The following is a 25,630-nucleotide window of genomic DNA, read 5'->3' as shown; positions in this document are numbered from 1 at the left end:
CTGGCACCGATCAACGGGCGAGCGCAGGCGGATCGCGCCAGAAACGCCGCTGTTGACGCATCGTCCACGGCGCTTTGAAGCGGCCCAGTTGCAGATGAATGGCGCCCTGCTCGGCGCTGTCGTAGATGCGCAGGCCTTGCTTGCGATAGCGCGCCAGCACGGTCGGGTGAGGATGGCCGAAGGCGTTGCCGTGGCCTCGGGAGATCAGCACGGCTTCGGGCTTCAGCGCGTTGAGCAGGGCCATGGATGATGAGCTACGACTGCCATGGTGCGGAGATTGCAGCCACTGCGTTGGCACCGCCAAAGGACTGCCGAGCAGAACGCGCTCGGCATGGACATCGATATCGCCGGTCAGCAGCAGGCGCTCGCCATTGGCTTCGATCTGCAATACACAGGAGCGCTGGTTACTGTCGCGGGCGTCCGACCACATCCACAGTTGAAAACGCACACCGTCCCACTGCCATTGCTCGCCACTTTCGCAAGCCTCAGCGCTCAATTCGGCAGGCAGGCCCGGCGGATCGCCGCTGAGTACCCGCGCGACCGTCATGCCCCGCGCAATCGCCAGCGCACCGCCGGCATGATCGGCGTCGGCGTGACTGAGCAGCATCACATCAAGATTGTCCACGCTGAGTTTGCGCAGGGCCGGCAGCACCACGCGTTCGCCGAGATCGAAATCGCCGAAGCGCGGGCCGGCGTCGTAGAGCAGCGTGTGATGCCGGGTTCGGATCAGGATCGCCAGGCCTTGGCCGACATCGAGCTGCCAGACATCGGCCAGTCCTTCGTCCAGTCGCTCACGCGGCGGCACCACCAGAATCAGCAACAACGGCCAGCCGAGCGGCCGCAGCGGCACCCCGCGTGGCAATAGCAACAGCACGGCGCCGAGACTGCCGAGAATCCACACCCAGAACGGTATCGACGGCGCAGTCCACGCAGGCCATTGCCCAGCAATCAGTGCCAGTGCGCGAAACAGCCAATCGATCAAACCTCCGGCCAGCCACAGCAGTCCTTCGCCGACATACGGCACCGGCAACAACACAGTGCCGAGCAGCGCCGGCGGCAACACCACCAGACTGATCCACGGCACCGCGAGCAAATTCGCCAGCGGCCCGCTGAGACTGATCGGCAGGTTCAGCGCCAGCAGCACCGGGCATAAACCGATGGCAATCAACCATTGCGCCCGCGTCCACGTTTGCCACCAGCGCCACGCACCCAAGCGGCCACCAAAGGTGAAAATCAACACCGCCACCGCCGCGAACGACAACCACAAACCCGGACGCAAACTGGCGAGCGGTTCCAGCAACAGAACGCCGTTGAACGCCAGCAGCAGCGGCCACCATGCACCCAGATGACGAAAGCGCAGGCGCCACAACAACACCAATCCGACCATCACGCAGGCGCGCTGCACCGGCACGTCGAAACCAGCGAGCAAGGCGTACCCCAGCGCCGCCGCGAACGCCAATCCGCAGGCCCACGGCAACCATGGCCAGCGCAATGGCCACAGTCCAAAACGCGCGAGCCCGGCGACCAGCAGGTACATAACCGCCGCCAGCAAACCGATGTGCTGCCCGGAAATCACCAGCAAATGCACGGTGCCGGTGTCCTGCAAAATCTGCCAATCCTCACGGCTGAGCCCCGAACCGTCGCCCAGCACCAGCGCCGCCAATGCTCCGGCGCGACCTTGCGCGTCCACTGCCAGCAAGCGCTGACGAATGCTGTCGCGCCAGGCCCAGCGTGCTTCACTCAGGCGCTGGCCATCCTTGATTGTGCCGGTCGCGCCGACACGTTGCGCGAGCAGCCACGCCTCGTGATCGAACGCATCCGGATTGAGCAAACCAACTGGACGCTTGAGTTTGACCGCCAATCGCCAACGCTCGCCGCTGTTGACCGGCGGCCCGGCGTACCAGGCCAGACGCAGCAGCGACGGCAGTTTTTCGTGACGCGAGTGCGCATCGGCCAGTTCGAAGCGCACCACGCCGTCCGCATTTTGCGGCAAGCCAACCACCCGCCCTTCGAGCCAACGGGTTTCACCGTCGAGATGCGCGGGCAATCGATCATTCAGCGCCCATTGCGCGCTGACACAAGCCCAGGTAAAGCCAAACAATAAAAACGCCAATGGATAGGTGCGAAACGGCAGCAGCATCAAACCCACCACCGGTAACACCAGCATCAACCCGACCGGCGGTAATGCCGGTAAAAACATCGGGGCCAGCAGACCGACTGCCAGCGCCATCATCCCTGTGCGCATAAGCCCGTCCTTGAGAGTCCCGTTCTTAGGCATAGCGGGTGTTGCGCACTCGCGCCGTCAACAATTGTCACAAAGTCTGAATGGGCGGTTCATCGAATCCAGACATACTTGCCGCCTTAACCGACCGAGAAGCCTTATGCCCCGGCGCTTATTCAAACGTTACATGCCCGACCCGACGAGCATCAGGGAACACAAATCCTTACGCTTTCTCGGCAAGTTGCTGCATGACCCGAACCTCTGGCACCTCAATCGCCACTCGGTCGCGCGGGCGATGGCGGTCGGATTGTTTGCCGCTTTCCTGCCGATACCGGCGCAGATGCTGGTGGCTGCTGCGCTTGCCGTCATGGTGCGCGGCAATATGCCGATTGCGGTGAGTCTGGTCTGGCTGACCAATCCGATCACCATGCCGGCGGTGTTTTTCTGCACCTATCAAGCCGGGGCGTGGCTGATGGATGTGCCCGCCCGGCATCTGCCCGATGAGCTGACCTGGGAATGGATCAGCGGTGAGTTGTCGACGTTGTGGCAGCCGTTTTTGCTGGGATCGGTGGTGGTGGGGCTGGTGCTCGGTGCCCTCGCCTACTTTCTGGTGATGATGTATTGGCGCTGGTGGGTGGCGCGGCAGTGGGCGCGGCGCAAGAAAAGTCGCAAATCCTGAATGCAAAACGGCCTCCGCGATGGGAGGCCGTTTTTGTTTTGTGTTATCTGGACTGACGCCTTCGCGAGCAAGCCCGCTCCCACATGGGGTCTGCGTCGTAACAGAGATCCAGTGTGGGAGCGGGCTTGCTCGCGAAGCGGTAGACGCGGTCTCGGATCAGGTACGCATCCCGCGTCCACTCACCAGCAACCGCGCACAACCGAGGTACAGCACCACCGTCGCCACCAGCATGAAGGTGATGGCGATGCCGATCTTTATGTCGGACACACCGAGAATGCCGTAACGGAAGGCGTTGACCATGTGCAGCACCGGGTTGGCCAGCGATACGGTCTGCCAGAACGGCGGCAGCAAGGTGATCGAGTAGAACACGCCGCCCAGGTAGGTCAGCGGCGTCAGCACGAACGTCGGAATGATCGAAATATCATCGAAGTTGCGCGCGAATACAGCGTTGATAAAGCCCAGCAGCGAGAAAATCGTCGCCGTCAGTACCACCACCAAAATCGTCACGCCGAGGTGATGCACCTGCAAATCGGTGAAGAACATCGACAGAATCGTCACGATCACGCCGACCATCAAGCCGCGCAGCACGCCGCCGCAGGTATAGCCGATCAGGATCGTGTGCGGCGACACCGGCGACACCATCAGTTCTTCAATGGAGCGCTGGAACTTGCTGCCAAAGAAACTCGACACCACGTTGCCGTAGGAGTTGGTGATCACCGACATCATGATCAGCCCCGGCACGATGTACTGCATGTAGGTGAAGCCACCCATGTCGCCGATCTGTCGACCGATCAGGTTACCGAAGATCACAAAGTACAAAACCATGGTGATCGCCGGCGGCAGCAGGGTCTGCGGCCAGATCCGCGTGAAGCGTCGGACCTCGCGATAAACGATGGTGTTGAGGGCGACGAGGTTGGGACGTAACTCGGAACTCATACCGCCACCTTCGACAGATTTTTCTCCACCAGGGACACGAACAGCTCCTCAAGGCGATTGGTTTTGTTGCGCAGGCTCAGCACTTCGATGTTCTGCTGCGCCAATTGAGTGAACAACGCCGTAATGCCCATGGATTTGTCGACCTGGACTTCCAGGGTATGACTGTCGATCAACCGCGCCGGATAGCCGAGCAATTGCGGCGTGACGCTCAAGTCGTTTTTCAGATCGAGCAAGAAGGTTTCCACGTGCAACTGGCCCAGCAGCTGTTTCATGCTGGTGTTCTCGACGATGGTGCCGTGGTCGATAATGCCGATGTTGCGGCACAGCTGCTCAGCCTCCTCCAGATAATGCGTGGTGAGGATGATGGTGATGCCTTTCTGGTTCAGTTCGGTGAGGAACGTCCACATCGAGCGGCGCAACTCGATGTCGACGCCTGCGGTCGGTTCATCGAGGATCAGCAGACGCGGTTCGTGCACCAGCGCGCGGGCGATCATCAAACGGCGCTTCATGCCGCCGGACAGCGAACGCGACGGCACATCGCGCTTGTCCCACAAGCCCAGTTGCGTCAGGTACTGCTCGGCGCGTTCCTTGGCGATCTTCGCCGGAATGCCGTAGTAACCGGCCTGAGTGACGACGATGTCGAAGGTCTTCTCAAACTGATTGAAGTTGAATTCCTGCGGCACCACGCCGATCGAGCGCTTGAGCTGCGCAGGATTCTTGTCGAGGTCATGTCCGAAGATATTCACGCTGCCGCTGGTCTTGTTGACCAGGGTCGAGAGAATGCCGATGGTCGTGGATTTGCCGGCACCGTTGGGGCCGAGCAAGGCGAAAAAGTCACCTTCGGCGACGTCCAGATCGATACCACTCAAGGCCTGGAACCCGTTGCCGTAGGTTTTGGTTAGCTGCCGGATGGACAGAGCGGAACTCATATCTGATTTACGCACCATTGAAGGGAAAAAGGAGACGGCGGCGAAGGATCGAACCGCAGCGCAAGTGCGCAATGGTGCTTGCCGCCGCCGTACAAGTACAGTCAAGTGTGTCGATAGTAGGTATTAAGTCAACGCGGTCATGACTGCTTTTTTGTAGGCCGGACGCTGCTTCAGGCGCTCATACCAGGCTTGCAGATGCGGTTGCGGGGCGCGTTCGATGGGCATTTCGAACCAGGCATAAATGAAACTGCCCAGTGGAATATCGCCCATGCCGATGTCTTTTCCGGACAGGTACGGTTGGCTGACCAGCGCCTCGTCGGCCATGCTCAGCAACTCGCTGCATTCCTTGATCGCGGCGTTGATCGCAGGCCAGTCCTGCTTGTCCGCCGGGGTGCGCAAGACGCCCCAGAACACCGTGCGGAACGGCCCGGCAAAACTCGAGGTCGTCCAGTCCATCCACTTGTCTGCGAGGGCGCGGGCTTGCGGATCGGCCGAATACCAAGTGCTGTTCGGCGCATGTTTGCCCAGCAGATAGCGCACGATGGCGTTGGATTCCCACAGCACGAAACCGTCGTCTTCGATCACCGGCACGCGACCGTTCGGGTTCATCGCCCGGTACTCCGGCGTGTCGACCACACCGAACGCGCCCCCGGCATCGATCGCCTCGTAAGCCAGACCGAGTTCCTCGGCAGCCCACAATGGCTTCCTGACATTCGATGAGTTTTTCCGTCCCCAGATCTTCAGCATGACCGCCTCTTTTCAAATGAGTGGGCGGCCAGCATACGCCGGATCAGACGCGGCTTACATCGTTGTGCATGTCGCCCAACAGTTGTGGCTGCTGATCGCCGAACAGGTGCGGATAGCATTTTTCCAGGTGTTCGAAGAAGAAGGTTTCCGGCACATCGGTGAACTGGCCGTGATCGACCAGGTACTCCATCAACTGCGCGCCATCACGGTTGTACGGGTGGAAAACACTGTCGGTGATGCCGTCGAACTCCAGCGGCGCGACGTTGAACAGTTCGCAGAGTTTCTGGTTGAACGCCGGTGTGGCCTTTACCCAACGATCGTTGAGGAAAAACTCGGTGTAGCCGTGCATGGCGAACATGTCGCTTTTCAGCAATTCGAGCAGACGTGGCGTCGATAAATGATTCTTCACGTCTGCCAGACCGATCCGCGCGGGGATCCCGCAATGCCGCGCGCAACCGGCGAGCAGCGTGGCTTTGGGCACGCAATAACTCTCCCCCGCCGCCAATGCATAGCTGCCACGCAGGGTTTGCGGATCACGGCTGAAGGTGTAAGGGTTGTAGCGCACCGCTTCGCGCACGGCGTAATAAAGATTGATCGCCTGCTCGACCGGGTCGCGGCTGGCACCCCGGTGTCGTTCAGCGAACTCCACCACCGCCGGGTGGTCACTATCGGTGAAGCGGCCGGGACTCAGATATTCGTGCATGACGACAATCTCCTTGATGAAACTGGAGTCTAGCGACAGCTCAAGCACAGAGATAACGACGTTTCGGCCAAACTTGGACGCAAAGACGCGGGATCACCGAACGATTTCCCACACGTGTTGCCCACCGAACCTACGAACACCATCCGGGGTTTCCCACGATTTCAATCACCTTGGTCTGACCACCCGGTTTTGCAGATGCGGTCTAAGCTCTGGAGGGTCGATTTGCCTTGGTTCACGGAGGACTGAAATATGCTGTTGTGGATATTGGTTTTGATTGTCGGCGTGGCGTATATCGCCCACCGGCGTATCGCCCCGCTGCCCGCGTTGGGCATCGTTGCCGTCTACTTATTGGCAATGGGCATTTTCAGTCACGCATCGGGCTGGCTGCTGCTGGTGTTCTGGGTGCTGCTGGCGGTGGTCGCCGCGCCGTTGCTGCTGCCTGACCTGCGCCGCAAACATTTCACCGCGCCGCTGTTCAACTGGTTCCAGAAAACCCTGCCGCCGATGTCGCAGACCGAGCGCGACGCGATCGATGCCGGCACCGTGTGGTGGGATGGTGAGCTGTTCAGCGGCCGTCCGGACTGGGACAAACTGCTGGCCTATCCCAAGGTGCAACTGACCGAAGAAGAACAAGCCTTCATCGATGGCCCGACCGAAGAGCTGTGTGCGATGGTCACTGACTGGCAGATCGGCCAGTCGATGGACTTGCCGCCGGAAGCCTGGACGCACATCAAGGAACACGGCTTTTTTGCCCTGATCATTCCGAAAGAATTTGGCGGTAAAGGCTTCTCGGCTTACGCCCACTCGCAAGTGGCGATGAAACTCGCGACCCGCAGCGGCGACCTCGCCTCCACCGTGATGGTGCCCAACTCTCTCGGCCCGGCCGAACTGTTGCTGCATTACGGCACCGACGAACAACGCAATCACTACCTGCCACGCCTGGCCCGTGGCGACGACATTCCATGCTTCGCCCTCACCGGCCCGCTCGCCGGTTCCGATGCCGGCGCAATGCCCGACACCGGGATTATCTGCAAAGGTCAGTGGGAAGGTCAGGAAGTCATTGGTCTGCGCCTGAACTGGGAAAAACGCTACATCACCCTCGGGCCGGTGGCGACACTGCTTGGCCTCGCATTCAAAGCCTATGACCCAGAGCACTTGCTCGGCGACAAGGAAGACCTCGGCATCAGCCTGGCGCTGATTCCGACCGACACCGACGGCGTCGAAATCGGCCGTCGTCACCTGCCACTGGGCGCGGCGTTCATGAACGGCCCGAACTCGGGCAAAGACGTGTTCATCCCGCTGGACTTCCTTATCGGCGGTCAGGAGATGCTCGGCAAAGGCTGGATGATGCTGATGAACTGCCTGTCGGTCGGCCGTTCGATCTCTTTGCCAGCGGTGGGTACCGGTGCGGCGAAATTCACCAGTCTGGTCACCGGCCAGTACGCGCAGATTCGTGAGCAGTTCAACGTGCCGCTGTCGGCGTTCGAAGGTATTCAGGAAGCGATGGCGCGCATCGGCGGTAACGCGTGGATGATGGACGCGGCGCGGATGCTCACCGCCAACGCGGTGGATTTGGGTGAGAAACCGTCGGTGCTGTCGGCGATCCTCAAGTACCACCTCACCGAACGCGGCCGCGAATGCATCAGCCACGCCATGGATGTCCACGGCGGCAAGGCGATTATCATGGGCCCGAACAACTACCTTGGGCGCAGCTGGAACGGTGCGCCGATCTTCATCACCGTGGAAGGCGCGAACATCCTGTCGCGCAACCTGATGATCTTCGGTCAGGGCGCGATTCGCTGCCATCCGTTCGTGCTCAAGGAAATGGCCCTCGCTGGCCGCGAGGACAAGGATCAGGCGCTGAAAGAGTTCGACGGCCTGCTGCTCAAGCACATCGGTTTTGCCGTGAGCAACGCCGCCAGCACACTGGTGCTGAACCTTGGTTTCGGCCACTTCGAACATGCGCCGGGCGACAAGATCAGCCAAGGCTATTTCCGCGCGCTTAACCGTCAGGCAGCCGCGTTCGCGATGCTTGCCGACTTCAGCATGATGCTGCTCGGCGGTGAGCTGAAACGCCGCGAGCGTCTGTCGGCGCGACTGGGCGATGTGTTGAGCAACTTGTATCTGGCTTCGGCTGCGCTCAAGCGTTATCACGATCTGGATTCGCCGGCGTACATGGAGCCGCTGTTCCGCTGGGCGATGGAAGAAAGCCTCGGCCAGGCGGAGCGGGCCATGGATGAGTTGCTGCGCAACTTCCCGAACAAAGTCTTCGGTTGCCTGCTGCGCGTCATCGTCTTCCCGTTTGGCCGTCGTCACAAAGGCCCGTCGGACAAACTTGGTGCCGAAGTGGCTGGCGTGATTGGTCGGGCGAAAGGCGATCCGGCGCTGGAAGAATTGCTTGCCGGCTGCTACCGCCCGCAATCGCCGGACGATGCGGTCGGTGCGCTGCAACACGCCAGCGATCTGCTGACGGCTGCGCAACCGCTGCATAAAAAGCTGCATGCGTCGCTGAAAAGCGGCCAGGTCAAACCGGTCGCCGGCGAACACGCGATCGACGCGGCACTGGAGGCCGGCGTACTGCAAGCGGTGGAAGCGCAGAGCCTGCGTGATGCCGAAGCGGCGCGACGCAAGGTGATCGATGTCGATGATTTCGACAAAGAGGAGCTGAAACAGGCAGAGGGCAAAGTCCGCTGATCCTGAGACCCATGTCCAAGCGGGCGCAGGAGCTTTATACTCCCGCGCCCGTTTTGCTCTTGAGGACTTATCTCGTGTCCAACGTCGTTGCCGATCATCTTGTGTTGCTCGACCACCTGCGCAGTATCCTGGTCGCCGTAGGTGAGGCCGAACAGGTTCCCGAAGAAAGCCATGCCTTGTTTCTGGAGCGTTTTGACGAACTGCTCGCTTCGTTGCCGATCGATCCGATCGAAAGCCAATACCTGGGCCAGGACATCCTGACTCAAGTGATTAGCCGTTATCCGCAAATAGCTCACCTGATTCCGCGGGATCTGCTGTGGTTCTTCGCCGGTGACTGCCTGCATTACTTGGCCGATGAAGAAATCGACTTGTATCAGGCGCTGGAAGAACGTCGTTTCGAAGCTGAACAGAACGACGAACCGTTCGACTGGAATCAGGAAAAGCAGTTGCTGGCGATGTCTGCTCAGGACAGCAAGCACTGATCAAATAGATTGGTTGAAGATCAAAAGATCGCAGCCTTCGGCAGCTCCTACAGGGAACTGCTGAAGGCTGCGATTATTTGCTTTTGCGTTAAAGCAATCCCTCACTTTCAGGCAGTTCATACGCCATCGCGGCGTTACTCGCATTGCCTACCTTCCCCGGCTTGCTCAGGGTCGGTTCCTTCTCCAGACACTCCACCAGAAAATCGATAAGCACCCGCAGCTTCGGCGGCAGATACCGCGTCGGCGAATGCAGTAACCACAGCCCACCGTGATACGAAGCCAGGAACGTCCAGTCCGGCAACACCTGCACCACCAACTTCTGCTCCAACGCATAACGCGCAGTGAAGTACGGCAGGCTGCCAATGCCGATGTGCTGCAACACTGCGCCCAGTCGCACGCCAGTGTGATTGGCGGCATAGCGACCGCGCACCCCGACCGTCACCGCTTTGCTGCCCTTCTTGAATTTCCAGCGCGCATCGCTCGGGGTTTCGCCCAGATAAATACAACTGTGATTGAGCAAGTCATGCGGATGCGTGGGTGTGCCGTGCTCGGCGAGGTATTGTGGCGTGGCGCAGAGCATATGGTCGATGGTCAGCAATTGCCTTCCGACCAACCCCGCCGGCGGCCGATCGGTGATGCGGATGGCCAAATCAACATGATCGTCGATCAGATCGACCTGCCGATCTTCCAGCAATAACTCGACATCGACTTTGGGATAGCGCCGCAGAAACTCCGGCATGTGCGGATGAATCACGAAGCGCCCCACCGCTTTCGGCACGCTGACGCGCACCAACCCTTCCGCTTCGTGGGTGAACTGGCCGCTGATTTCCATCACCGACTTGGCCGCGCTGACCATCTCCTGACAGCGCTTGAACACTTCTTCGCCGCCATCGCTCAGGCGCAGTTTGCGCGTGGTGCGCTGCAACAAGCGCGTGGCCAGGGCTTTCTCCAACCGCGAGATGCTGCGACTGACCGCCGACGGCGAAGAGCCCAGTTGGCGAGCCGCTTCAGAAAAGCTGCCGGTCTCCACGACCTTGACGAAAATCGCCATTTCACCGAGCAGCGGTAGCGGCAGATTGATGCTCACAGCGCACAAGTCCTTTGATGTTTGGATGGATTATCACGTTATTGCACGATTCATATAATAAAAACAGAACTTTAATAAGGCCTGAAACATGACGCTTCGCCTGTTTTTCCACAGTGATGACCTCAAGGCCAACGTGGAAGTCCTCGACTGCACACCCCACGAAAACGAATATGCGGTGGTGCTCCGTGCCACCCTGTTTCACCCGCAGGGCGGTGGTCAGCCTTGCGATACCGGCTGGATCGGCGAAAGCCAGGTGCTGCGCGTGGTGCAGGAGCCAGAGCGCATCGTGCATTTCGTTGATCGCCCGGTACCGCTCGGCATGACCTGTATCCGCGTCGACGAAGATCGCCGTCGCTTCAACACACGCATGCATTCGGCCGGTCACCTGATCGGCCATTTCATTCAAGCCATGGGCTGGACACCGATCAAGGCGCATCACTGGCCGGACGAAGGCCGAGTGCAATTCAAACCGAGCGATGTCGCTCAGGAAGTCGATGCCGAGACCGTTCAATACGGCGTCGGCCAGTGGATCGAACATGATCTGCCACGCCTCACCTCGCTGCGCGAAGGCGCGCGGGAAATCAGTTTCGGTGAGCTGCCAGCCTACGGCTGCGGCGGCACCCATGTACGTAGCCTGAAGGATCTGGGCACAGTCACGATCGCGTCCCTCTCGCAGAAGAAGGGCACGCTGTCCGTCCACTACAGCGTGGATTGAGCATTTCGGGCGCTGCCGCCACGCAGCGCCCGACGCCGTGGAACCGCACTCGCCGGTTCCGTTGACTATCGATAGATGGACCTAAAATAAAATGATGCTAGACGTCGAGCGTCTCGATGAGACGTGCATAAAAAAACTGGCCAACGAAGAAGTCCTCGCCATCCGCGTCAAAGGCTTTTTGCCCAAGCCGCTGGCGATCGAAATTGGCGACAAGATTCTCGCCCCGGGCTATGAGGGCTACATCAACGCGCCGAGTATCGGCCGAATCGGCATGGCGTTTTACGAGGCAGAAAATCAGCCGATGCTGATCGAGGACTACTTCGAACTCGCCACCCGCAACATCGCCGAACTACGCCATCGCTGCGCGCCCTACTCCTCGCCGGTCGACACCTTGCGCTGCATGCTCGACGAATCCTGGCCGGCCGGTGCGCATCTGGAAAACCTTTACGGACGCAAAATGTACGTCGGCCTGTCGCGCGTGGTGAAGCCCGGCGTGTGCTTTCTCGCCCACCACGACATTTTCGCCAAGGACGCCCCGGACAGTTTTCAGGCGCGCAGCCTCGATGCGCAATTTGCCTGCAACGTATACCTGAACATGCCCACCGAGGGCGGCGCATTGCAGATGTGGGACGACGACATCACGCCGGATCAGTTCGACGAAATGCGCGGCGACAGCTACGGCATCGACCCGGCGCTGTTAGGCCACCCAGCCCTTGAGGTACGCCCCGAACCCGGCGATTTCATCATGTTCAATTCGCGCTGCATGCACTCGGTGACCCCGGGCGTGGCCGATCCGCGTTTGAGCCTTTCCTTCTTTGTCGGCTATCGCGGCAATGCTTCACCCCTGACTTTCTGGAGCTGAGATGTATTCGAATTACCTGGGCGAGTTTCTGGCGCTGGCCACCATTCACTTCCTTGCCGTGGTCGCTCCCGGCCCTGATTTCGCGGTGACCATCCGCCAGAGCGTGCGCTTCGGGCGACTGGTGGGAATCTGCACAGCGCTGGGCATCGGTGCGGGGATTTCCGTGCACGTTTTGTACACGTTGCTTGGGGTCGGCGCGCTGATGCACACCACGCCGTGGTTGCTGACCGTGGCCAAAGTGGTTGGCGGTGCTTACATTTTGTACCTCGGTGTCAGCCTGATTCGGAGCAAACCGAAGACAGCGCTGGAAGGGGAAAAAGCGGCCGAGGAACCACTGGTGGAACAGTCTTTGTTCAAAGCGTTCAGCACCGGTTTTCTGACCAATGCGACCAATCCCAAAGCAACCCTGTTTTTCCTGGCGATCTTCACCACGATCATCAGCGCCAGCACGCCCCTGCAAATCCAGGCCTTCTATGGTTTGTGGATGTGTTTTGTAAACGCGCTGTGGTTTGTCATCGTCGCGCTGTTCTTCTCCAGCAACAAAGTGCGCGTACTGTTTATGCGCATGGGGCACTGGTTCGAACGCAGCATGGGGGTGATTTTGATTCTGTTCGCCGGGCGCTTGATGCTCTCCATGTAATGCAAAAAAAGTCCCGGCGATGCCTACCGGGACTTTTTCATTTGTGCGCCTCTTTTGCAGTTCTGTGCGACACATCCCGTTTAGAGCCTCCCACGGCAGGTGCTTGCAGTGTTAGTTTGCGAAATGTTTCTGACACACCCGTCGGCAACATCTCATTAACCGCCTGCAAAGGAATGCCTCCGTAATGGACTTTTCCCTCAAGCAACTGGCCGCCGCTACCCTGATGCTGGCCAGCCTCGCCTCGTTCACCACTGCCGCTCAAGCCAACATCACCCCAGAGCAGAGCGCGGTCATCCTGAAATCCTTCGACGCCAAAACCGTCACGGATTTTCGCGAGTTTCTGGGCAGTCTGGCCAAAAGCGACATCGCTAAAACCGACAACCTCGGCCCGGCCATCAGCGCTTTCCTCGACAACAAAACCCTGAACGCTGAGCAGCAGAACGAGATTCATCGTCTGCTAGGCATCTATACGCGCGTGAAGTACGGCAAAGCCGCGCTGGAAACCCTGCGCGAACTGGTCGAGATTCCGACCTTCCAGAAGGAAGGTGTGGCACAGCACGACAACCCTGAGTTCATCAAGATCGCCGCCAAAATCAAGAGCCTGGCCGAGTCTTTCAACCTGAATTTCCGCAACGTCGATAACCGCGTTTACGAGATTTCGCTGGAAGGCCAGGGCGATGAAGTCGTCGGCATTCACGCGCACGCCGACGTGGTGCCGGTCACTCCGGAAAACTGGGTGCTCAAGGACGGCACCAAACTCGATCCGTTCAAAGTCACGCTGATCGGCGATCGCATGTACGGTCGCGGCACCGAGGATGACAAGAACGGCATCGTCGTCGCCATGTACGCGATGAAAGTCATCAAAGAAGAAAAGCTGCCACTGGCACGCAACTTCAAGCTGTTGGTCGACACCACCGAAGAGACCACCGGCGACGCGATCCCTTACTACTTCGAACACAACCCGACGCCGGCCTACAACATGGCGCTGGATGGCGGTTACCCGGTGGTAATTGCCGAGAAAGGTTACGGCACCGTGATGGCCAACTTCGCCAAGCGCAAAGCTGAAGGCAAAGGCGCCGAAATCACTTCGATGACCGGCGGCCTGGCGACCAACCAGATTCCATCGGCCTCCGTCGTGACGTTGGTGACGGACAAACCTGCCGAACTGGCGGCGAGTCTGCAAAAGGCCGGCAATGAGTTCGCCAAAAACAACGGCGGCAACTTCGAAGTGACGGCCAAGGTTGACGGCAAAGACGTCAAACTGACGGTGACCGGTGTTTCTGCGCACTCCTCCGAGCCAGAGTCCGGCGTGAACCCGGTGGCGCGCATGTTGGTGTTCATCAATAGCCTGAACGGCAAAGTCGCCCTCAAGCACAACCAGTTCACCGACGCCGCGCGTTATGCCGCTGACAACTGGGGCCTGGATTACTTGGGCAACACCTTGAAGGTCGGTTTCGCCGACAGTTTCATGGGCCCGCTGACCACTTCTTTGACCTACGTTGGTGAGAACGACAAAGCCTTCAAACTGGCAGTCAATCTGCGCGTGCCGAAGGGTAAATCGCCAGAAAAACTCAAGGCTGAAATCGCTGACAAGCTGAGCGCGTGGACGAAGAAAACCCACGTCGCCGTGACGTTCGATTACTCGATCGCCGAACCGATGTACCGCAATCCGGAAGGCGAATGGGTCAAGGCATTGCTGGCAGTGTCGACGGAAAACCTTGGCATGAAGCACGAGTTCGGCACCTCTGCCGGCGCGACGTCGGTGCATGAATTGCCGAATGGCGTGCAGTTTGGTCTGGCGCGTCCCGAGGTGAAATACACCGGGCACACCGATGGCGAATTCAAGACTGTTGACCAGTTCTTGCTGGATCTGCAGATCGTCACCGAAATGATGGGGCGCATCGGGCAATTGCCGAAGCTCTGACGGAAACAAAAAAAGGACCGTAAAGGTCCTTTTTTTTGGGCCGCGACAAATCGCGCACAAACAAAAACGCCGATCATCACTGATCGGCGTTTTTGTTGAATATGGAGCGGGAAACGAGACTCGAACTCGCGACCCCGACCTTGGCAAGGTCGTGCTCTACCAACTGAGCTATTCCCGCAATGGCGTCCCCTAGGGGACTCGACCCCCTGTTACCGCCGTGAAAGGGCGGTGTCCTAGGCCACTAGACGAAGGGGACACAGGCTACAACTTTCACTAATAAAAACGCCGCTCACTGAGCGGCGTTTCTAGAATTTGGAGCGGGAAACGAGACTCGAACTCGCGACCCCGACCTTGGCAAGGTCGTGCTCTACCAACTGAGCTATTCCCGCAAATGGCGTCCCCTAGGGGACTCGAACCCCTGTTACCGCCGTGAAAGGGCGGTGTCCTAGGCCACTAGACGAAGGGGACACGCTACCCGGAACACATGGTGTGTGTTTCGGTGTCCAGATCCGCATCCGAAGACTTGGTTCTGGTTTCACTCAGCACCGCCCGAAAGCACTGCTGTTTAAAAATGGAGCGGGAAACGAGACTCGAACTCGCGACCCCGACCTTGGCAAGGTCGTGCTCTACCAACTGAGCTATTCCCGCAATGGCGTCCCCTAGGGGACTCGAACCCCTGTTACCGCCGTGAAAGGGCGGTGTCCTAGGCCACTAGACGAAGGGGACACGCTACAACTTCACTCCCTACCGCGTTTCGCTGTGTGCTTTACGCTGTAAGTGGCGCGCATTCTATGGATGGATTAAGGGGTCGTCAACCCCTTGATATAAATTTATTTAAATCAATGACTTCGACCTGCTTTACCAAGTCAATCAGGCTTTTCCGTCGCCCGACGATTGACGCCTATATTCCGCCACTCGCCAAGGCGTTATAGTCCACCGCACAGTGATGGCCATATGCGCTTACCGCGCCAGCATTTATCTAAGCAGTGCGTGGCCGATATAGACAGAAGCTACCGATCCAACGTGTCGAGCAGCGGCAGCCAGCTGAATGCCGAGCCACTGAACTCGCAAGTGAACCCTATAAAGAGGTCTTACCGGTGACACCACTCATGATCACCCTGCTAGTCGTAGCCGGGATCGCAATTCTGATCGCCATTGGCTACATGAACCATGTGGTGGAAAACAACAAACTGGAGAAGGCCCGCACCAAGGTCGAACTCAACGACCGCCTGCGCCGTTGCGGCGAACTGACCGAGACCTTTCCCGGCCAGTTCATGACCCCTGCGCTGAAACTGTTGCTGACCCGACTGGAACTCAACGTCTGCCAGCGCCTGCTCAACCTGGAAAAAACCAGTGCCACCACCAAAGCGCGCATCAGCGAACTCAGCGCACTGGTCGCCCAGGGCGAATCGATCCCGGTCAACAACCCGCCGGCACCGATCCTGACCGAAGCCAAAGCCAAAGACGTGCGCTTCCTGCTTGAAGCCCTGCACGGCCAAATCACCCGCGCCGCCCACGACGGCTTCCTGCCACCGAACGAAGCCAAACAGTGGATCCGCGAAGTCCGCCACATCCTCGTACTGCTGCACATCGAATTCTTCAACAACCTCGGCCAACAATCCCTGCAACAAAACCAACCCGGCCAAGCCCGCCTCGCCTTCGAGCGCGGCGTGCAATACCTGCGCAAACAACAAGACCCGCAGGCCTACGCCGAACAACTGCAATACCTGGAAAAACTGCTCGCCCGCGCCAACGCCCAGGTCATGGACAAAATTGCACCCGTGGAAGGTGAAGAGAACCAACTGACCACAGGTTTGAAAGATGTAGAGGCGGATGCGGACTGGAAGAAGAAAGTGATTTACGACTGATTGAAGAAGTAGCGAGAGAAGCCACCGGGAGGTGGCTTTTTTGTGGGTGATGGATGGGGATTGGGTGGTGGGAAATCGCCATCGCTAGCAGGCTAGCTTTCACAGTTGGATGGTGTTGGATCAGACAGAGCATGGTTGACTGTCAGGCCGCCTTCGCGAGCAAGCTCTGCTCCTACAAAATCAAAAGCAAGATCAAAAGATCGCAGCCTTCGGCAGCTCCTACACAGGATGAGCGCAAGCTCGGCTGCAGCTTTTGATCTTGCCGTGCTGGCCCCTTCGGAAGGCTGAGTGGAGGGGTTTATCCGGGGGTAGGAGCGCAGCGACGTTTGGCGCAGCCAAACACATCGAGAGGAGGTGCAGCGAAGCAAACCGGAGGCGATGCCCCCGGATGAATCCCGTAACGAAGGAACCCCGAGCCCCAGCGAGCGGGCCGAACGGCGGGGCCCAGACTTTTGCTTCCTTTGGGGCGTCTGCCAAAGGGAGTCGCTGTAAGAGCGAAACCGCCAGCCGCAACCCCCGAAGAACCGGATATACACCCAAAACCCCAAGAACATGGTCGGCCCAAAGGCCGCCAAGCCACACCAAAAGCGTCAAAGCCGAAAATGCCCAACCATCCCCCGCAACCCAACCCCCAACTGCGCCAGCTCCACACTAGAAGCCGCATTCCCCCGCATAGCCAACGAAGACTGATCCGCACTCGCACGAATACTCGTCACACTGCGATTAATCTCCTCCGCCACCGAACTCTGCTCCTCCGCCGCCGCCGCAATCTGCTGATTCATCTGCTGAATCAACGACACCGCCGCCGCAATACTCCCCAACGCACTCTCCGTCTGCAGCGCATCACTCACCGCCAGCTTCACCAACTCACCACTGCTCTGAATCTGCTGCACCGACGAATGCGCCGCCGCCCGCAACGCACTGACCAATCGCTCAATCTCCTCGGTCGACTGCTGCGTACGCCGCGCCAACGCACGCACCTCATCCGCCACCACCGCAAAACCCCTGCCCTGCTCCCCGGCGCGCGCCGCCTCGATCGCCGCGTTCAACGCCAACAGATTGGTCTGCTCGGCCACGCTCTTGATCACCCCCAGCACCGTGCCGATATTCTGAATCTCGGCACTCAGGCTCTCGATGCTGGAACTCGCCGACGTCGCCGAATCCGCCAACTGCTCGATCCGCGCCATGCTCTGCCGCACCACCCGCTGACCACTTTCGACCTTGCTGTCTGCGGTCTGCGCCGCCAACGCCGCTTCTTCGGCATTGCGCGCAACATCATGCACCGTCGCCGTCATCTGATTCATCGCGGTGGCAACCTGCTCGGTTTCCTCCTTCTGACTGCTGACCTCAAGATTGGTCTGCTCAGTCACTGCCGACAGCGATTGCGCCGAACTCGCCAACTGTTCGATACCCGCCTGCAACCCGCTGACAATCGTGCTCAACCCCGCGCCCATCTGCTGCATCGCCAGCATCAACTGGCCAATTTCATCACGACGCGTCACCGGCACCGTCGCACTCAAGTCCCCCGCCGCAATCTGCTGCGCCACCTGAATCACACTGCGCAACGGCGCAACGATCAACCGCGTGATCACCCACGCCGCAATCAACCCGACCAACAGCGCCAACGCCGACGACGCAATAATCAGCAGCGAATTCTTCTTCAGCTCAGCCTGCATCGCGCCGTCTTCAGCGACGTACGCCTGATTGACCCGTTCCACCACTTGCGCGGCCCGCTGATGCAATTGGCCGTAGACGGTTTTTTCCTGCGCCAGCAAACCGGTGTACTCCGCCAGCTTCTCGTTGAAACCGGCGATGTGCCCCGATACTTCATTGAGCACCGTCAGATAACCCTCGTCCTTGACCGTGGACTTCAGCGCCTCGGCCTGCGCCTGAGCTTGCGCAGCCTGCTCGATATTGCCTTTGTCGGCACCATCGGCATCGCCCTTGCGACTTTGATCCAGACGAACCCGTGCCTCGTTCATCGCCTGCAACATCAGCCGCGACACCTGACTGACCTGACTGGCTTGCTCGATGAATTGCGCACCGTCCTTGCCCTCGGACTCTTTCAAGGTATAGGCGCCGTCGTCCGCCAACCCGGCCTGCAACACATCGAGGTTATTGGCGACGCTGGACACCGACCAACTGGCCATCTCCAGTGCCAGATCCTTGGTCTGGGTCAGCGAAACAAATTCATCGAAGGCCTTGCGATAGGCCTCCAGCGATTGCACGACATCGTTCATCACCGGCACGTTGGCCGCTGATTGCGCCTTGAGCGCGTTGGCTTGAGCAATCAGTCCATCGACGCCTTCACGCAAGGCATCGGCGGTTTTCGGATTGCCGCGCAACGCATATTCCTGCTCCAGCAGCCGCACATCGAGCAGACCGCTATTGAGCGATGACATCTGTTTGAGCCCATCAAAACGCTGACTGATGGTTTGCAGAGACCAGACGCCAATCGCCGCGACCAACGCGGTCAACAGCAGCACCAGTGCAAATCCGATACCCAGTTTTTTTGCCATACCGAGGTTGGCAAAACGTCCTTGCACGGCCGAAATCATTGCGCTTAATCCCCTGCCAAAGTCTGTGAACGCAGAGTCGCAACGGCCAACAGGCAGCACAAGTCTCTGGCGTCGGAATAATGGCAAAAAGCTACGTCCGCGTCGTTTTCAGGACACTCGAGGTCGATCCGCACAAGTGTTGCGAAAAAACTGCCGCGCGCGCGGATCACAGGCATGCGCCACATTGATCCGCTGCCAGTCGCTGCTTTCGCCACTCGGACTGAACACACTGGACGCCGACAGCAACACACCACTGCGCTGAGCCTGGCGACACAACCGAACATCATCGGTCTGCGGGGCCCGCGCCCAAATGAACAATCCGCCCGTAGGCTTGCCGAACACCTCCCAATCGGCGTCTTCCAGCAACTGCAATGCGGCGGTGCGATCGGTATTCAGGCGCTGGCGCTGGCGCTGCACCAGTTTTCGATAAGCGCCGCTGGCCATGAGGCTTGCCACAACCGCCTCACTGAAGCTCGAGGCGCCCATGCTGCTGATCATCTTCACTTGCGCCAGACGGGCAATCACTTCAGGTTCGGCGAGGACGAAACCGACCCGTAATGAACTGCTCAGGGTTTTCGAAAAACTGCCGACGTAAATCACCCGTTCATCCAGCGCCGCCAGCCGAGTACCGTTGCCAGTGTGTAGGTCGGCGTAGACATCGTCTTCGATCAGGCGCACATCATGCAGCCTGCACAAGTACAAAACCTGCTGAGCCGCGGCCGCTGTCAGGCTGGTACCCGTGGGATTGTGGTGATGACTGTTGATGAACATCGCCACCGGGCGAAATTCACCCAGCAACCTTTCAAGCGCGTCGAGATCAGGCCCGGTCGGCGTGCGGCGCACCTCGATCATGTTCACTCCGTTCAAGCGCAGCAGATTGAACAGTGGCGCGTATCCGGGTGTTTCCACGACCACGCAATCTCCCGCTTGTAACAGCGTGCGGACGATCAAATCCAGTGCATGGCTGGCACCCGCCGTGGTGAGCAATTGCTCTGCAGGCGCATCGATATTGAATATTTTCAGGCGTTTGACGATCTGCTCGCGCAGCGCCGGAAGGCCTGCCGCGCTGCTGTAGTTGAACAGGCTGGCCATGTCCGTGCGGGCGACCTCGCGGATCGCATAGCTCAAGTCATCGGACTCGCGCCAGCTCTCGGGCAAGCCGCCGCTGCCCAGTTTCAGTCCGCCAGCAGCGCCGTAGAAGCCACTGCAACCAGCCTCGCCCTCGCCCTGTCCGCACAGCGTCTTGGGTGATGCGGCCACCATGAACCCCGTGCCTTGGCATGAAGCCAGAATCCCCTGCGCGACCAGCCGCTCGCAGGCCTCGGTCACACAGGACTGGCTGAGCAAGTTGCCCCGGGCAATTTGCCGAACCGAGGGCAAACGAGTGGCGGGCGCGACGCCACTCTGCGCGACCCACTCCGTCATTCCATCAACGATTTGCTGCACCACTGGCACCAATGCCTGTCGGTCGATTCTCAATTCCATGAGCGCACAAACTCCTGTCCGTTTTGCTGGCCGCAGTAAATCACAGCCGCCGTCAGGAGGCTGTGCGACAAAGCCGACAAAAGCGCTCGATCTAACTATTTGATACACATTGCTGGGCGAGGGAGCAGGTTCAGAACGCGGTCACTCCGCCATCTACTGCCAGCGAATGACCGGTGGTGAACGCCGCACCGTCGCTGCACAGGTACAACACCGCGCTGGCGATTTCCTCGACCTTGCCGATGCGGCCGACCGGGTGCATGGCGTTGGCAAACTCGCCTTTCTTCGGGTCGGCCTCGTAGGCGCGACGGAACATGTCGGTGTCGATCACCGCCGGGCACACGGCGTTGACGCGGATTTTCTTCTTGGCGTATTCGATGGCCGCCGATTTGGTCAGGCCGATCACTGCGTGTTTCGACGCCGCGTAGATGCTCATCTTCGGCGCTGCGCCAAGACCGGCCACCGACGCGGTGTTGACGATCGCCCCGCCGCCCTGCGCCAGCAGCAATGGCAACTGATACTTCATGCACAGCCAGACGCCTTTGACATTGACGCCGATGATCGCGTCGAACTCGTCCATCGAGCCCTCAGCCAGCTTGCCCTTCTCGATTTCGATCCCGGCATTGTTGAAGGCATAGTCGAGACGGCCGTAGGTATTGATCACCTCGTCCATCAGATTTTTCACTTCGCTCTCGACGGTCACGTTACAACGGACGAAGGTCGCTTCGCCGCCGGCTGTACGAATCAGCGCCACGGTGCCCTCGCCCCCTGCGGTATCCAGATCGGCGACCACCACTTTCAAGCCTTCGGCGGCGAATGCCTGGGCGGTCGCACGGCCGATGCCGTTGGCCGCGCCTGTGACTACGACAACCTGACCGGAAAACGTCATGCTCATTGTTATGTCCTCGAACGCATAGATGCAGGGGGAATGCTTAGCGTTGCAGCATAGCCACAGCGGTTGGCCGGGCGTCAGCACTATCCAGTGGCTGTTTAGGCACCCATGCGTTGCAGTGATAAAACCGGCCCGGTGATCATCACTGCACTGGATCGACGTGCATTCGCCGCATCAGCCAACCTTGCGGCATCGGCCATGAAGGTCTATCAACAAGGCTTCATTCCGTTCGAGTGCCTGCCATGACCAACCAGACCAATCGCCAGTTCCTACTCGCCAAACGCCCGGTGGGCGCAGCCACCCGCGAGACTTTCACCTATCAGGAAGTACCGGTCGGCGAGCCGGCGGCGGGCCAGATTCTGGTCAAGAACGAATACCTGTCCCTCGACCCGGCCATGCGTGGCTGGATGAATGAAGGCAAGTCCTACATCCCGCCGGTCGGCATCGGTGAGGTTATGCGCGCATTGGGCGTGGGAAAAGTCGTCGCCTCGAATAATCCGGGATTTGCCGTCGGCGACTACGTTAACGGTGCCATTGGCGTGCAGGATTATTTCCTTGGCGAGCCAAGAGGTTTCTACAAGGTCGACCCGAAACTGGCCCCGCTGCCGGTGTATCTGTCAGCGCTGGGCATGACCGGCATGACCGCCTATTTCGCTTTGCTGGATGTCGGCGCGCCGAAGGCTGGCGACACCGTGGTGTTGTCCGGCGCGGCCGGCGCGGTGGGCAGCATTGCCGGGCAGATCGCCAAGATCAAAGGTTGCCGCGTGGTGGGCATCGCCGGTGGCGCAGACAAGTGCAAATTCCTCATTGATGAGCTGGGTTTCGACGGCGCCATCGATTACAAAAACGAAGACGTGATCGCCGGGCTCAAACGCGAATGCCCGAAAGGCGTGGACGTATATTTCGATAACGTTGGCGGTGACATTCTCGACGCGGTATTGAGCCGACTGAACCTGAAAGCGCGGGTGGTGATTTGCGGCGCGATCAGCCAGTACAACAATAAAGAGGCGGTCAAAGGCCCGGCCAATTACCTGTCGCTGCTGGTTAACCGCGCGCGGATGGAAGGTTTTGTGGTGATGGACTACGCGGCGCAATACGCGAGCGCGGCGCAGGAAATGGCCGGCTGGATGGCCAAGGGGCAGCTCAAGAGCAAGGAAGATATCGTCGAAGGTCTGGAGACGTTTCCAGAGACGCTGATGAAATTGTTCAGCGGCGAGAACTTTGGCAAGTTGGTATTGAAGGTTTAAAGCAGAAGATCAAAAGATCGCAGCGTGCCGCAGCTCCTACAGGTGTTTACATAGCCCTGTAGGAGCTGCCGAAGGCTGCGATCTTTTAGGCGATTTCGGCTACAACCGAAGCCAGCGCCTGAGCCGGATCCGCCGCCTGGCTGATCGGACGGCCAATCACCAGATAGTCGGAACCGGCATCCAGCGCCTGACGCGGGGTCAGAATGCGGCGCTGATCGTCTTGCGCGCTGCCCGCAGGACGAATCCCCGGGGTTACCAGTTGCAGCGACGGGTGCGCGGTTTTCAGCGCCGTGGCTTCCAGCGCCGAGCACACCAGACCGTCCATGCCAGCCTTCTCGGCCAGTGCAGCCAGACGCAGCACTTGCTCTTGCGGCTCGATGTCCAGACCGATACCGGCCAAATCTTCTCGCTCCATCGAGGTCAGCACGGTCACGCCGATCAGCAATGGTTGCGGGCCCGTGCGCTTGTCGAGCACTTCACGGCAAGCAGCCATCATGCGCATACCGCCGGAGCAATGCACGTTGACCATCCACACACCCATCTCGGCAGCGGCTTTCACGGCCATCGCGGTGGTGTTGGGAATGTCGTGGAATTTCAGGTCGAGGAATACCTCAAAACCCTTGTCACGCAGGGTGCCGACGATTTCTGCGGCACAGCTGGTGAACAATTCCTTGCCCACTTTGACCCGGCACAGTTTCGGGTCCAACTGGTCGGCCAGCTTCAGTGCGGCGTCACGGGTGGGAAAATCCAGGGCGACGATGATAGGAGTCTGGCAGGCGGACATGAATGGGCTCTCAGGCAGGACGAAATCGGCGCGCATTGTAGCGGAACCGGCGGCGGCGCGGCACCCGATGATCGGTAAATCGTCGCGCCAACCGTGATCAGCATAGCGCTCGCTGCTATTGTGTCGACTCCGATACACAGCCGACACGCCAGCAACAAGCGCCCGCGCTAGCCTCGCCAGCCGCAACACGTCCTTACATCAGCACTTCCCGCCTCACGGCCGGACGCCTATGCTGAAACCACTACCTCGCAGCCCATCTTTGTGGTTGGCGGCCTACCTGGCAGACGAACAGCCTCATGCACAACACCCAAATGACCGCGACCGATGAGCCCAAAGACGATAAACGCTGGAGCATTCGCGCGCTGATCGTCGACGACGATGTGCCGATCCGCGAGCTAATGATCGACTACCTTGCGCGTTTCAACATCCACGCCAGCGGCGTGACCGATGGCGCGGCGATGCGTTTGGCGATGCAGGCCGAACATTTCGACGTGGTGGTGCTCGACCTGATGCTGCCCGGCGAAGACGGTTTGTCGCTGTGCCGCTGGCTGCGCAGCGAATCGGACATCCCGATCCTGATGCTCACCGCCCGTTGCGAGCCGACCGACCGCATCATCGGCCTCGAACTCGGCGCCGATGACTACATGGCCAAGCCGTTCGAACCGCGCGAACTGGTGGCGCGCATTCAGACGATTCTGCGCCGCGTGCGCGACGACCGTACCGAACAGCGTGCGAACATTCGCTTTGACAACTGGCGCCTGAACAGCGTCCTGCGCCAGTTGATCGCCGATGATGGCCTCGTGGTGCCGCTGTCCAACGCCGAATTCCGCTTGCTCTGGGTGTTTATCGAACGCCCGCGCAGAGTGCTCAGCCGCGAACAATTGCTCGACGCCGCGCGCGGTCGCTCGATCGAAGCGTTCGACCGCAGCATCGATTTGCTGGTGTCGCGCCTGCGACAAAAACTCGGCGACGATCCGAAAGCCCCGCAGTTGATCAAAACCGTGCGCGGTGAGGGTTACCTGTTCGACGCGCGGGACATCGGCTGATGCGAGCGCGCTTCGACACGCTGTTCGGCCGCCTGTTTGGCATGCTGTTCGTGGCGATTGTCCTGGCGCACTTGCTGGCGTTTGCCTGGTTCCACCACTACGGCCCGCCGCCTCCGCCGCCACCGCCGGAATTTTCCGAGGGCGTCGACGGCCAGCGTCCGCCGATGGATCCGCGCTTCGAACCGCGTCCACCGCGCCCATGGTTTGGCGGGCCGTTGGTGCCGCTGACGTTTCAGTTCATCTCGCTGATGATCGCCGCATGGTACGGCGCCAAACTGCTGACCCGACCGATCCAGCGCCTGAGCGACGCCGCCGAACGCCTCAGCGAAAACCTCGACAGCCCGCCGCTCGACGAATCCGGCCCGAAAGAAGCCCGGCAAGCGGCGCACACCTTCAACCTGATGCAACAGCGCATCCGCGAACAGGTGCAGCAACGCGCGCGCATGCTCGGCGCCGTTTCCCACGACCTGCGCACGCCGCTGTCACGCCTGAAACTGCGCCTGGAAAACATCAGCGATGAAAAGCTGCAAGGCCAGATGCGTCAGGATCTCGACGACATGATCGGCATGCTCGACGCCACCCTCACCTACCTGCACGAACAGCGCACCAGCGAAGCCTTGCAGTTGATGGACGTGCAGGCGCTGGTCGAATCGTTGTGCGAAAACGCCGAGGATCAGGGCGCCGACGTGCAGGTCAACGGTCATTGCGCACCGCTGCCGGTGCAACCGATGGCGCTGCGCTCGTGCCTCAACAACCTGATGAACAACGCGTTGCGCTATGCCGGGCAGGCGCGGATCGAACTGCAGGATCAGCGTGAACAACTGCTGATTCACGTGATCGACCACGGCCCGGGCATCGCTGCCGACAAACGTGAAGCGGTGTTTGAACCGTTCTACCGACTGGAAGGCTCACGCAACCGCAACTCCGGCGGCGTCGGCCTCGGCATGACCATCGCCCGCGAAGCCGCGCAGCGTCTGGGCGGACAGCTGAATCTGGAAGAAACCCCGGGCGGCGGCCTCACCGCCATCATCCGCCTGCCCCGCCCCTAAAACACCACCATCCCCTTGTGGGAGCGGGCTTGCTCGCGAATGCGGTGGGTCAGTCAAATCATTGCTGGCTGACACGCCGCTTTCG

The 25,630-nt window shown here is 59.7% G+C and carries 22 protein-coding genes, 6 tRNA genes and 1 pseudogene; 12 read left to right on the top strand and 17 right to left on the bottom strand.

All coding sequences use genetic code 11. The features are described from left to right. Positions 1 to 10: 10 nt before the first annotated feature. A complete protein-coding gene (locus GVL50_RS01295; RefSeq protein WP_159811484.1) occupies positions 11 to 2,245 on the bottom strand; it encodes a DNA internalization-related competence protein ComEC/Rec2 in 2,235 nt (744 codons plus the stop codon). 136 nt (positions 2,246 to 2,381) lie between these two features. On the opposite strand from GVL50_RS01295, the gene GVL50_RS01290 reads away from it, so the two are divergent. Next, the gene (locus GVL50_RS01290; RefSeq protein WP_053122655.1) at positions 2,382 to 2,900 is read left to right on the top strand and encodes a DUF2062 domain-containing protein; all 519 of its coding nucleotides are present in this window, start codon (positions 2,382 to 2,384) and stop codon (positions 2,898 to 2,900) included. Between the two features lie 156 nt (positions 2,901 to 3,056). On the opposite strand, the gene GVL50_RS01285 is transcribed toward GVL50_RS01290, so the two are convergent. From GVL50_RS01285 to GVL50_RS01270, 4 genes are all read right to left on the bottom strand, one after another. Further along, complete coding sequence (locus tag GVL50_RS01285) at positions 3,057 to 3,836, bottom strand: ABC transporter permease (RefSeq protein WP_053122664.1); 780 nt, start codon at positions 3,834 to 3,836, stop codon at positions 3,057 to 3,059. Continuing rightward, a complete protein-coding gene (locus GVL50_RS01280) occupies positions 3,833 to 4,765 on the bottom strand; it encodes an ABC transporter ATP-binding protein (RefSeq protein WP_053122667.1) in 933 nt (310 codons plus the stop codon). The genes GVL50_RS01285 and GVL50_RS01280 overlap by 4 nt, the downstream gene beginning before the upstream one ends. 123 nt (positions 4,766 to 4,888) lie before the next feature. After that, positions 4,889 to 5,512 (bottom strand): glutathione S-transferase family protein, encoded by a 624-nt coding sequence (locus GVL50_RS01275; RefSeq protein WP_159811483.1) that lies wholly within the window; start codon positions 5,510 to 5,512, stop codon positions 4,889 to 4,891. A gap of 43 nt (positions 5,513 to 5,555) precedes the next feature. Continuing rightward, entirely contained in the window at positions 5,556 to 6,215 is a 660-nt protein-coding gene (locus tag GVL50_RS01270; protein WP_159811482.1) for a transglutaminase family protein, read from the bottom strand. Between the two features lie 249 nt (positions 6,216 to 6,464). On the opposite strand from GVL50_RS01270, the gene GVL50_RS01265 reads away from it, so the two are divergent. Together GVL50_RS01265 and GVL50_RS01260 are read left to right on the top strand one after the other, a co-directional pair. Beyond that, positions 6,465 to 8,909, top strand: a complete 2,445-nt coding sequence (locus GVL50_RS01265; RefSeq protein ID WP_159811481.1) for an acyl-CoA dehydrogenase — start codon at positions 6,465 to 6,467, stop codon at positions 8,907 to 8,909. Positions 8,910 to 8,983: 74 nt separating this feature from the next. Beyond that, on the top strand, positions 8,984 to 9,391 hold the full coding sequence (locus GVL50_RS01260; protein WP_053122680.1) for a PA2817 family protein: 408 nt from the start codon (positions 8,984 to 8,986) through the stop codon (positions 9,389 to 9,391). Between the two features lie 88 nt (positions 9,392 to 9,479). Here the strand turns inward: GVL50_RS01260 and GVL50_RS01255 are convergent, their stop codons facing one another. Further along, positions 9,480 to 10,478: a LysR family transcriptional regulator gene (locus tag GVL50_RS01255; protein ID WP_053122682.1), complete on the bottom strand. Its 999-nt coding sequence runs from the start codon at positions 10,476 to 10,478 to the stop codon at positions 9,480 to 9,482. Positions 10,479 to 10,566: 88 nt separating this feature from the next. Here GVL50_RS01255 and GVL50_RS01250 point away from each other — a divergent pair, with 88 nt between their 5' ends. The 4 genes from GVL50_RS01250 (at position 10,567) to GVL50_RS01235 (ending at position 14,619) form a co-directional block, all read left to right on the top strand. Continuing rightward, positions 10,567 to 11,193, top strand: coding sequence for an alanyl-tRNA editing protein (locus GVL50_RS01250; protein ID WP_159811480.1), 627 nt, complete (start codon positions 10,567 to 10,569; stop codon positions 11,191 to 11,193). Between the two features lie 91 nt (positions 11,194 to 11,284). Beyond that, entirely contained in the window at positions 11,285 to 12,055 is a 771-nt protein-coding gene (locus GVL50_RS01245) for a 2OG-Fe(II) oxygenase (protein ID WP_159811479.1), read from the top strand. Between the two features lies 1 nt (position 12,056). Continuing rightward, on the top strand, positions 12,057 to 12,695 hold the full coding sequence (locus GVL50_RS01240; protein WP_159811478.1) for a LysE family translocator: 639 nt from the start codon (positions 12,057 to 12,059) through the stop codon (positions 12,693 to 12,695). 184 nt (positions 12,696 to 12,879) lie between these two features. Beyond that, on the top strand, positions 12,880 to 14,619 hold the full coding sequence (locus GVL50_RS01235; RefSeq protein ID WP_159811477.1) for a dipeptidase: 1,740 nt from the start codon (positions 12,880 to 12,882) through the stop codon (positions 14,617 to 14,619). Between the two features lie 102 nt (positions 14,620 to 14,721). On the opposite strand, the gene GVL50_RS01230 is transcribed toward GVL50_RS01235, so the two are convergent. The 6 genes from GVL50_RS01230 to GVL50_RS01205 form a co-directional block, all read right to left on the bottom strand. Beyond that, a tRNA-Gly gene (locus GVL50_RS01230) sits at positions 14,722 to 14,797 on the bottom strand. Between the two features lie 2 nt (positions 14,798 to 14,799). After that, positions 14,800 to 14,875: transfer RNA gene (locus GVL50_RS01225), tRNA-Glu, on the bottom strand. Between the two features lie 57 nt (positions 14,876 to 14,932). Continuing rightward, positions 14,933 to 15,008 (bottom strand) — tRNA-Gly (locus GVL50_RS01220). A 3-nt stretch (positions 15,009 to 15,011) separates the two neighbouring features. After that, a tRNA-Glu gene (locus GVL50_RS01215) sits at positions 15,012 to 15,087 on the bottom strand. A 104-nt stretch (positions 15,088 to 15,191) separates the two neighbouring features. Beyond that, positions 15,192 to 15,267: transfer RNA gene (locus GVL50_RS01210), tRNA-Gly, on the bottom strand. 2 nt (positions 15,268 to 15,269) lie between these two features. Further along, a tRNA-Glu gene (locus tag GVL50_RS01205) sits at positions 15,270 to 15,345 on the bottom strand. A 383-nt stretch (positions 15,346 to 15,728) separates the two neighbouring features. Between GVL50_RS01205 and GVL50_RS01200 the strand changes: the two genes are divergently transcribed. Then, entirely contained in the window at positions 15,729 to 16,487 is a 759-nt protein-coding gene (locus tag GVL50_RS01200; protein WP_053122697.1) for a hypothetical protein, read from the top strand. A gap of 590 nt (positions 16,488 to 17,077) precedes the next feature. On the opposite strand, the gene GVL50_RS29345 is transcribed toward GVL50_RS01200, so the two are convergent. The 4 genes and pseudogenes from GVL50_RS29345 to GVL50_RS01185 form a co-directional block, all read right to left on the bottom strand. Continuing rightward, entirely contained in the window at positions 17,078 to 17,941 is an 864-nt protein-coding gene (locus tag GVL50_RS29345) for a methyl-accepting chemotaxis protein (protein ID WP_371925884.1), read from the bottom strand. Then, positions 17,939 to 18,163: pseudogene (locus GVL50_RS29340) on the bottom strand (HAMP domain-containing protein); the annotation flags it as partial. The gene GVL50_RS29345 and the pseudogene GVL50_RS29340, both read right to left, overlap by 3 nt. 990 nt (positions 18,164 to 19,153) lie before the next feature. Further along, positions 19,154 to 20,530, bottom strand: a complete 1,377-nt coding sequence (locus GVL50_RS01190) for a PLP-dependent aminotransferase family protein (protein ID WP_159811475.1) — start codon at positions 20,528 to 20,530, stop codon at positions 19,154 to 19,156. Between the two features lie 130 nt (positions 20,531 to 20,660). Continuing rightward, complete coding sequence (locus tag GVL50_RS01185) at positions 20,661 to 21,422, bottom strand: SDR family oxidoreductase (protein WP_159811474.1); 762 nt, start codon at positions 21,420 to 21,422, stop codon at positions 20,661 to 20,663. A gap of 105 nt (positions 21,423 to 21,527) precedes the next feature. On the opposite strand from GVL50_RS01185, the gene GVL50_RS01180 reads away from it, so the two are divergent. Then, positions 21,528 to 21,665, top strand: a complete 138-nt coding sequence (locus tag GVL50_RS01180; RefSeq protein ID WP_156316174.1) for a hypothetical protein — start codon at positions 21,528 to 21,530, stop codon at positions 21,663 to 21,665. Further along, the gene (locus tag GVL50_RS01175) at positions 21,662 to 22,666 is read left to right on the top strand and encodes an NADP-dependent oxidoreductase (protein WP_159811473.1); all 1,005 of its coding nucleotides are present in this window, start codon (positions 21,662 to 21,664) and stop codon (positions 22,664 to 22,666) included. The genes GVL50_RS01180 and GVL50_RS01175 overlap by 4 nt, the downstream gene beginning before the upstream one ends. An 85-nt stretch (positions 22,667 to 22,751) precedes the next feature. On the opposite strand, the gene pyrF is transcribed toward GVL50_RS01175, so the two are convergent. After that, positions 22,752 to 23,450, bottom strand: a complete 699-nt coding sequence (gene pyrF, locus GVL50_RS01170) for an orotidine-5'-phosphate decarboxylase (RefSeq protein WP_172680142.1) — start codon at positions 23,448 to 23,450, stop codon at positions 22,752 to 22,754. Positions 23,451 to 23,746: 296 nt separating this feature from the next. Here pyrF and GVL50_RS01165 point away from each other — a divergent pair, with 296 nt between their 5' ends. Continuing rightward, complete coding sequence (locus GVL50_RS01165) at positions 23,747 to 24,496, top strand: response regulator (RefSeq protein ID WP_053122719.1); 750 nt, start codon at positions 23,747 to 23,749, stop codon at positions 24,494 to 24,496. Beyond that, positions 24,496 to 25,545 (top strand): HAMP domain-containing sensor histidine kinase, encoded by a 1,050-nt coding sequence (locus GVL50_RS01160; protein WP_159811472.1) that lies wholly within the window; start codon positions 24,496 to 24,498, stop codon positions 25,543 to 25,545. The genes GVL50_RS01165 and GVL50_RS01160 overlap by 1 nt, the downstream gene beginning before the upstream one ends. Positions 25,546 to 25,630: the final 85 nt, after the last annotated feature.

The organism is Pseudomonas sp. 18058 (assembly GCF_902706155.1).
GTDB classification, from domain to species: Bacteria; Pseudomonadota; Gammaproteobacteria; order Pseudomonadales; family Pseudomonadaceae; genus Aquipseudomonas; species Aquipseudomonas rustica.
The sequence above is the reverse complement of the archived record's forward strand: the minus strand, read 5'-3'. Positions and strand labels throughout refer to the sequence as shown.

What these genes read in the sequence shown, in the direction of transcription:
- GVL50_RS01295 (WP_159811484.1), bottom strand. Translation starts at nt 2,245, where the DNA reads ATGCGCACAGGGATGATGGCGCTGGCAGTCGGTCTGCTGGCCCCGATG.
- GVL50_RS01290 (WP_053122655.1), top strand. Translation starts at nt 2,382, where the DNA reads ATGCCCCGGCGCTTATTCAAACGTTACATGCCCGACCCGACGAGCATC.
- GVL50_RS01285 (WP_053122664.1), bottom strand. Translation starts at nt 3,836, where the DNA reads ATGAGTTCCGAGTTACGTCCCAACCTCGTCGCCCTCAACACCATCGTT.
- GVL50_RS01280 (WP_053122667.1), bottom strand. Translation starts at nt 4,765, where the DNA reads ATGAGTTCCGCTCTGTCCATCCGGCAGCTAACCAAAACCTACGGCAAC.
- GVL50_RS01275 (WP_159811483.1), bottom strand. Translation starts at nt 5,512, where the DNA reads ATGCTGAAGATCTGGGGACGGAAAAACTCATCGAATGTCAGGAAGCCA.
- GVL50_RS01270 (WP_159811482.1), bottom strand. Translation starts at nt 6,215, where the DNA reads ATGCACGAATATCTGAGTCCCGGCCGCTTCACCGATAGTGACCACCCG.
- GVL50_RS01265 (WP_159811481.1), top strand. Translation starts at nt 6,465, where the DNA reads ATGCTGTTGTGGATATTGGTTTTGATTGTCGGCGTGGCGTATATCGCC.
- GVL50_RS01250 (WP_159811480.1), top strand. Translation starts at nt 10,567, where the DNA reads ATGACGCTTCGCCTGTTTTTCCACAGTGATGACCTCAAGGCCAACGTG.
- GVL50_RS01245 (WP_159811479.1), top strand. Translation starts at nt 11,285, where the DNA reads ATGATGCTAGACGTCGAGCGTCTCGATGAGACGTGCATAAAAAAACTG.
- GVL50_RS01240 (WP_159811478.1), top strand. Translation starts at nt 12,057, where the DNA reads ATGTATTCGAATTACCTGGGCGAGTTTCTGGCGCTGGCCACCATTCAC.
- GVL50_RS01235 (WP_159811477.1), top strand. Translation starts at nt 12,880, where the DNA reads ATGGACTTTTCCCTCAAGCAACTGGCCGCCGCTACCCTGATGCTGGCC.
- GVL50_RS01200 (WP_053122697.1), top strand. Translation starts at nt 15,729, where the DNA reads ATGATCACCCTGCTAGTCGTAGCCGGGATCGCAATTCTGATCGCCATT.
- GVL50_RS29345 (WP_371925884.1), bottom strand. Translation starts at nt 17,941, where the DNA reads ATGGGCGCGGGGTTGAGCACGATTGTCAGCGGGTTGCAGGCGGGTATC.
- GVL50_RS01190 (WP_159811475.1), bottom strand. Translation starts at nt 20,530, where the DNA reads ATGGAATTGAGAATCGACCGACAGGCATTGGTGCCAGTGGTGCAGCAA.
- GVL50_RS01185 (WP_159811474.1), bottom strand. Translation starts at nt 21,422, where the DNA reads ATGAGCATGACGTTTTCCGGTCAGGTTGTCGTAGTCACAGGCGCGGCC.
- GVL50_RS01180 (WP_156316174.1), top strand. Translation starts at nt 21,528, where the DNA reads ATGCGTTGCAGTGATAAAACCGGCCCGGTGATCATCACTGCACTGGAT.
- GVL50_RS01175 (WP_159811473.1), top strand. Translation starts at nt 21,662, where the DNA reads ATGACCAACCAGACCAATCGCCAGTTCCTACTCGCCAAACGCCCGGTG.
- pyrF (WP_172680142.1), bottom strand. Translation starts at nt 23,450, where the DNA reads ATGTCCGCCTGCCAGACTCCTATCATCGTCGCCCTGGATTTTCCCACC.
- GVL50_RS01165 (WP_053122719.1), top strand. Translation starts at nt 23,747, where the DNA reads ATGCACAACACCCAAATGACCGCGACCGATGAGCCCAAAGACGATAAA.
- GVL50_RS01160 (WP_159811472.1), top strand. Translation starts at nt 24,496, where the DNA reads ATGCGAGCGCGCTTCGACACGCTGTTCGGCCGCCTGTTTGGCATGCTG.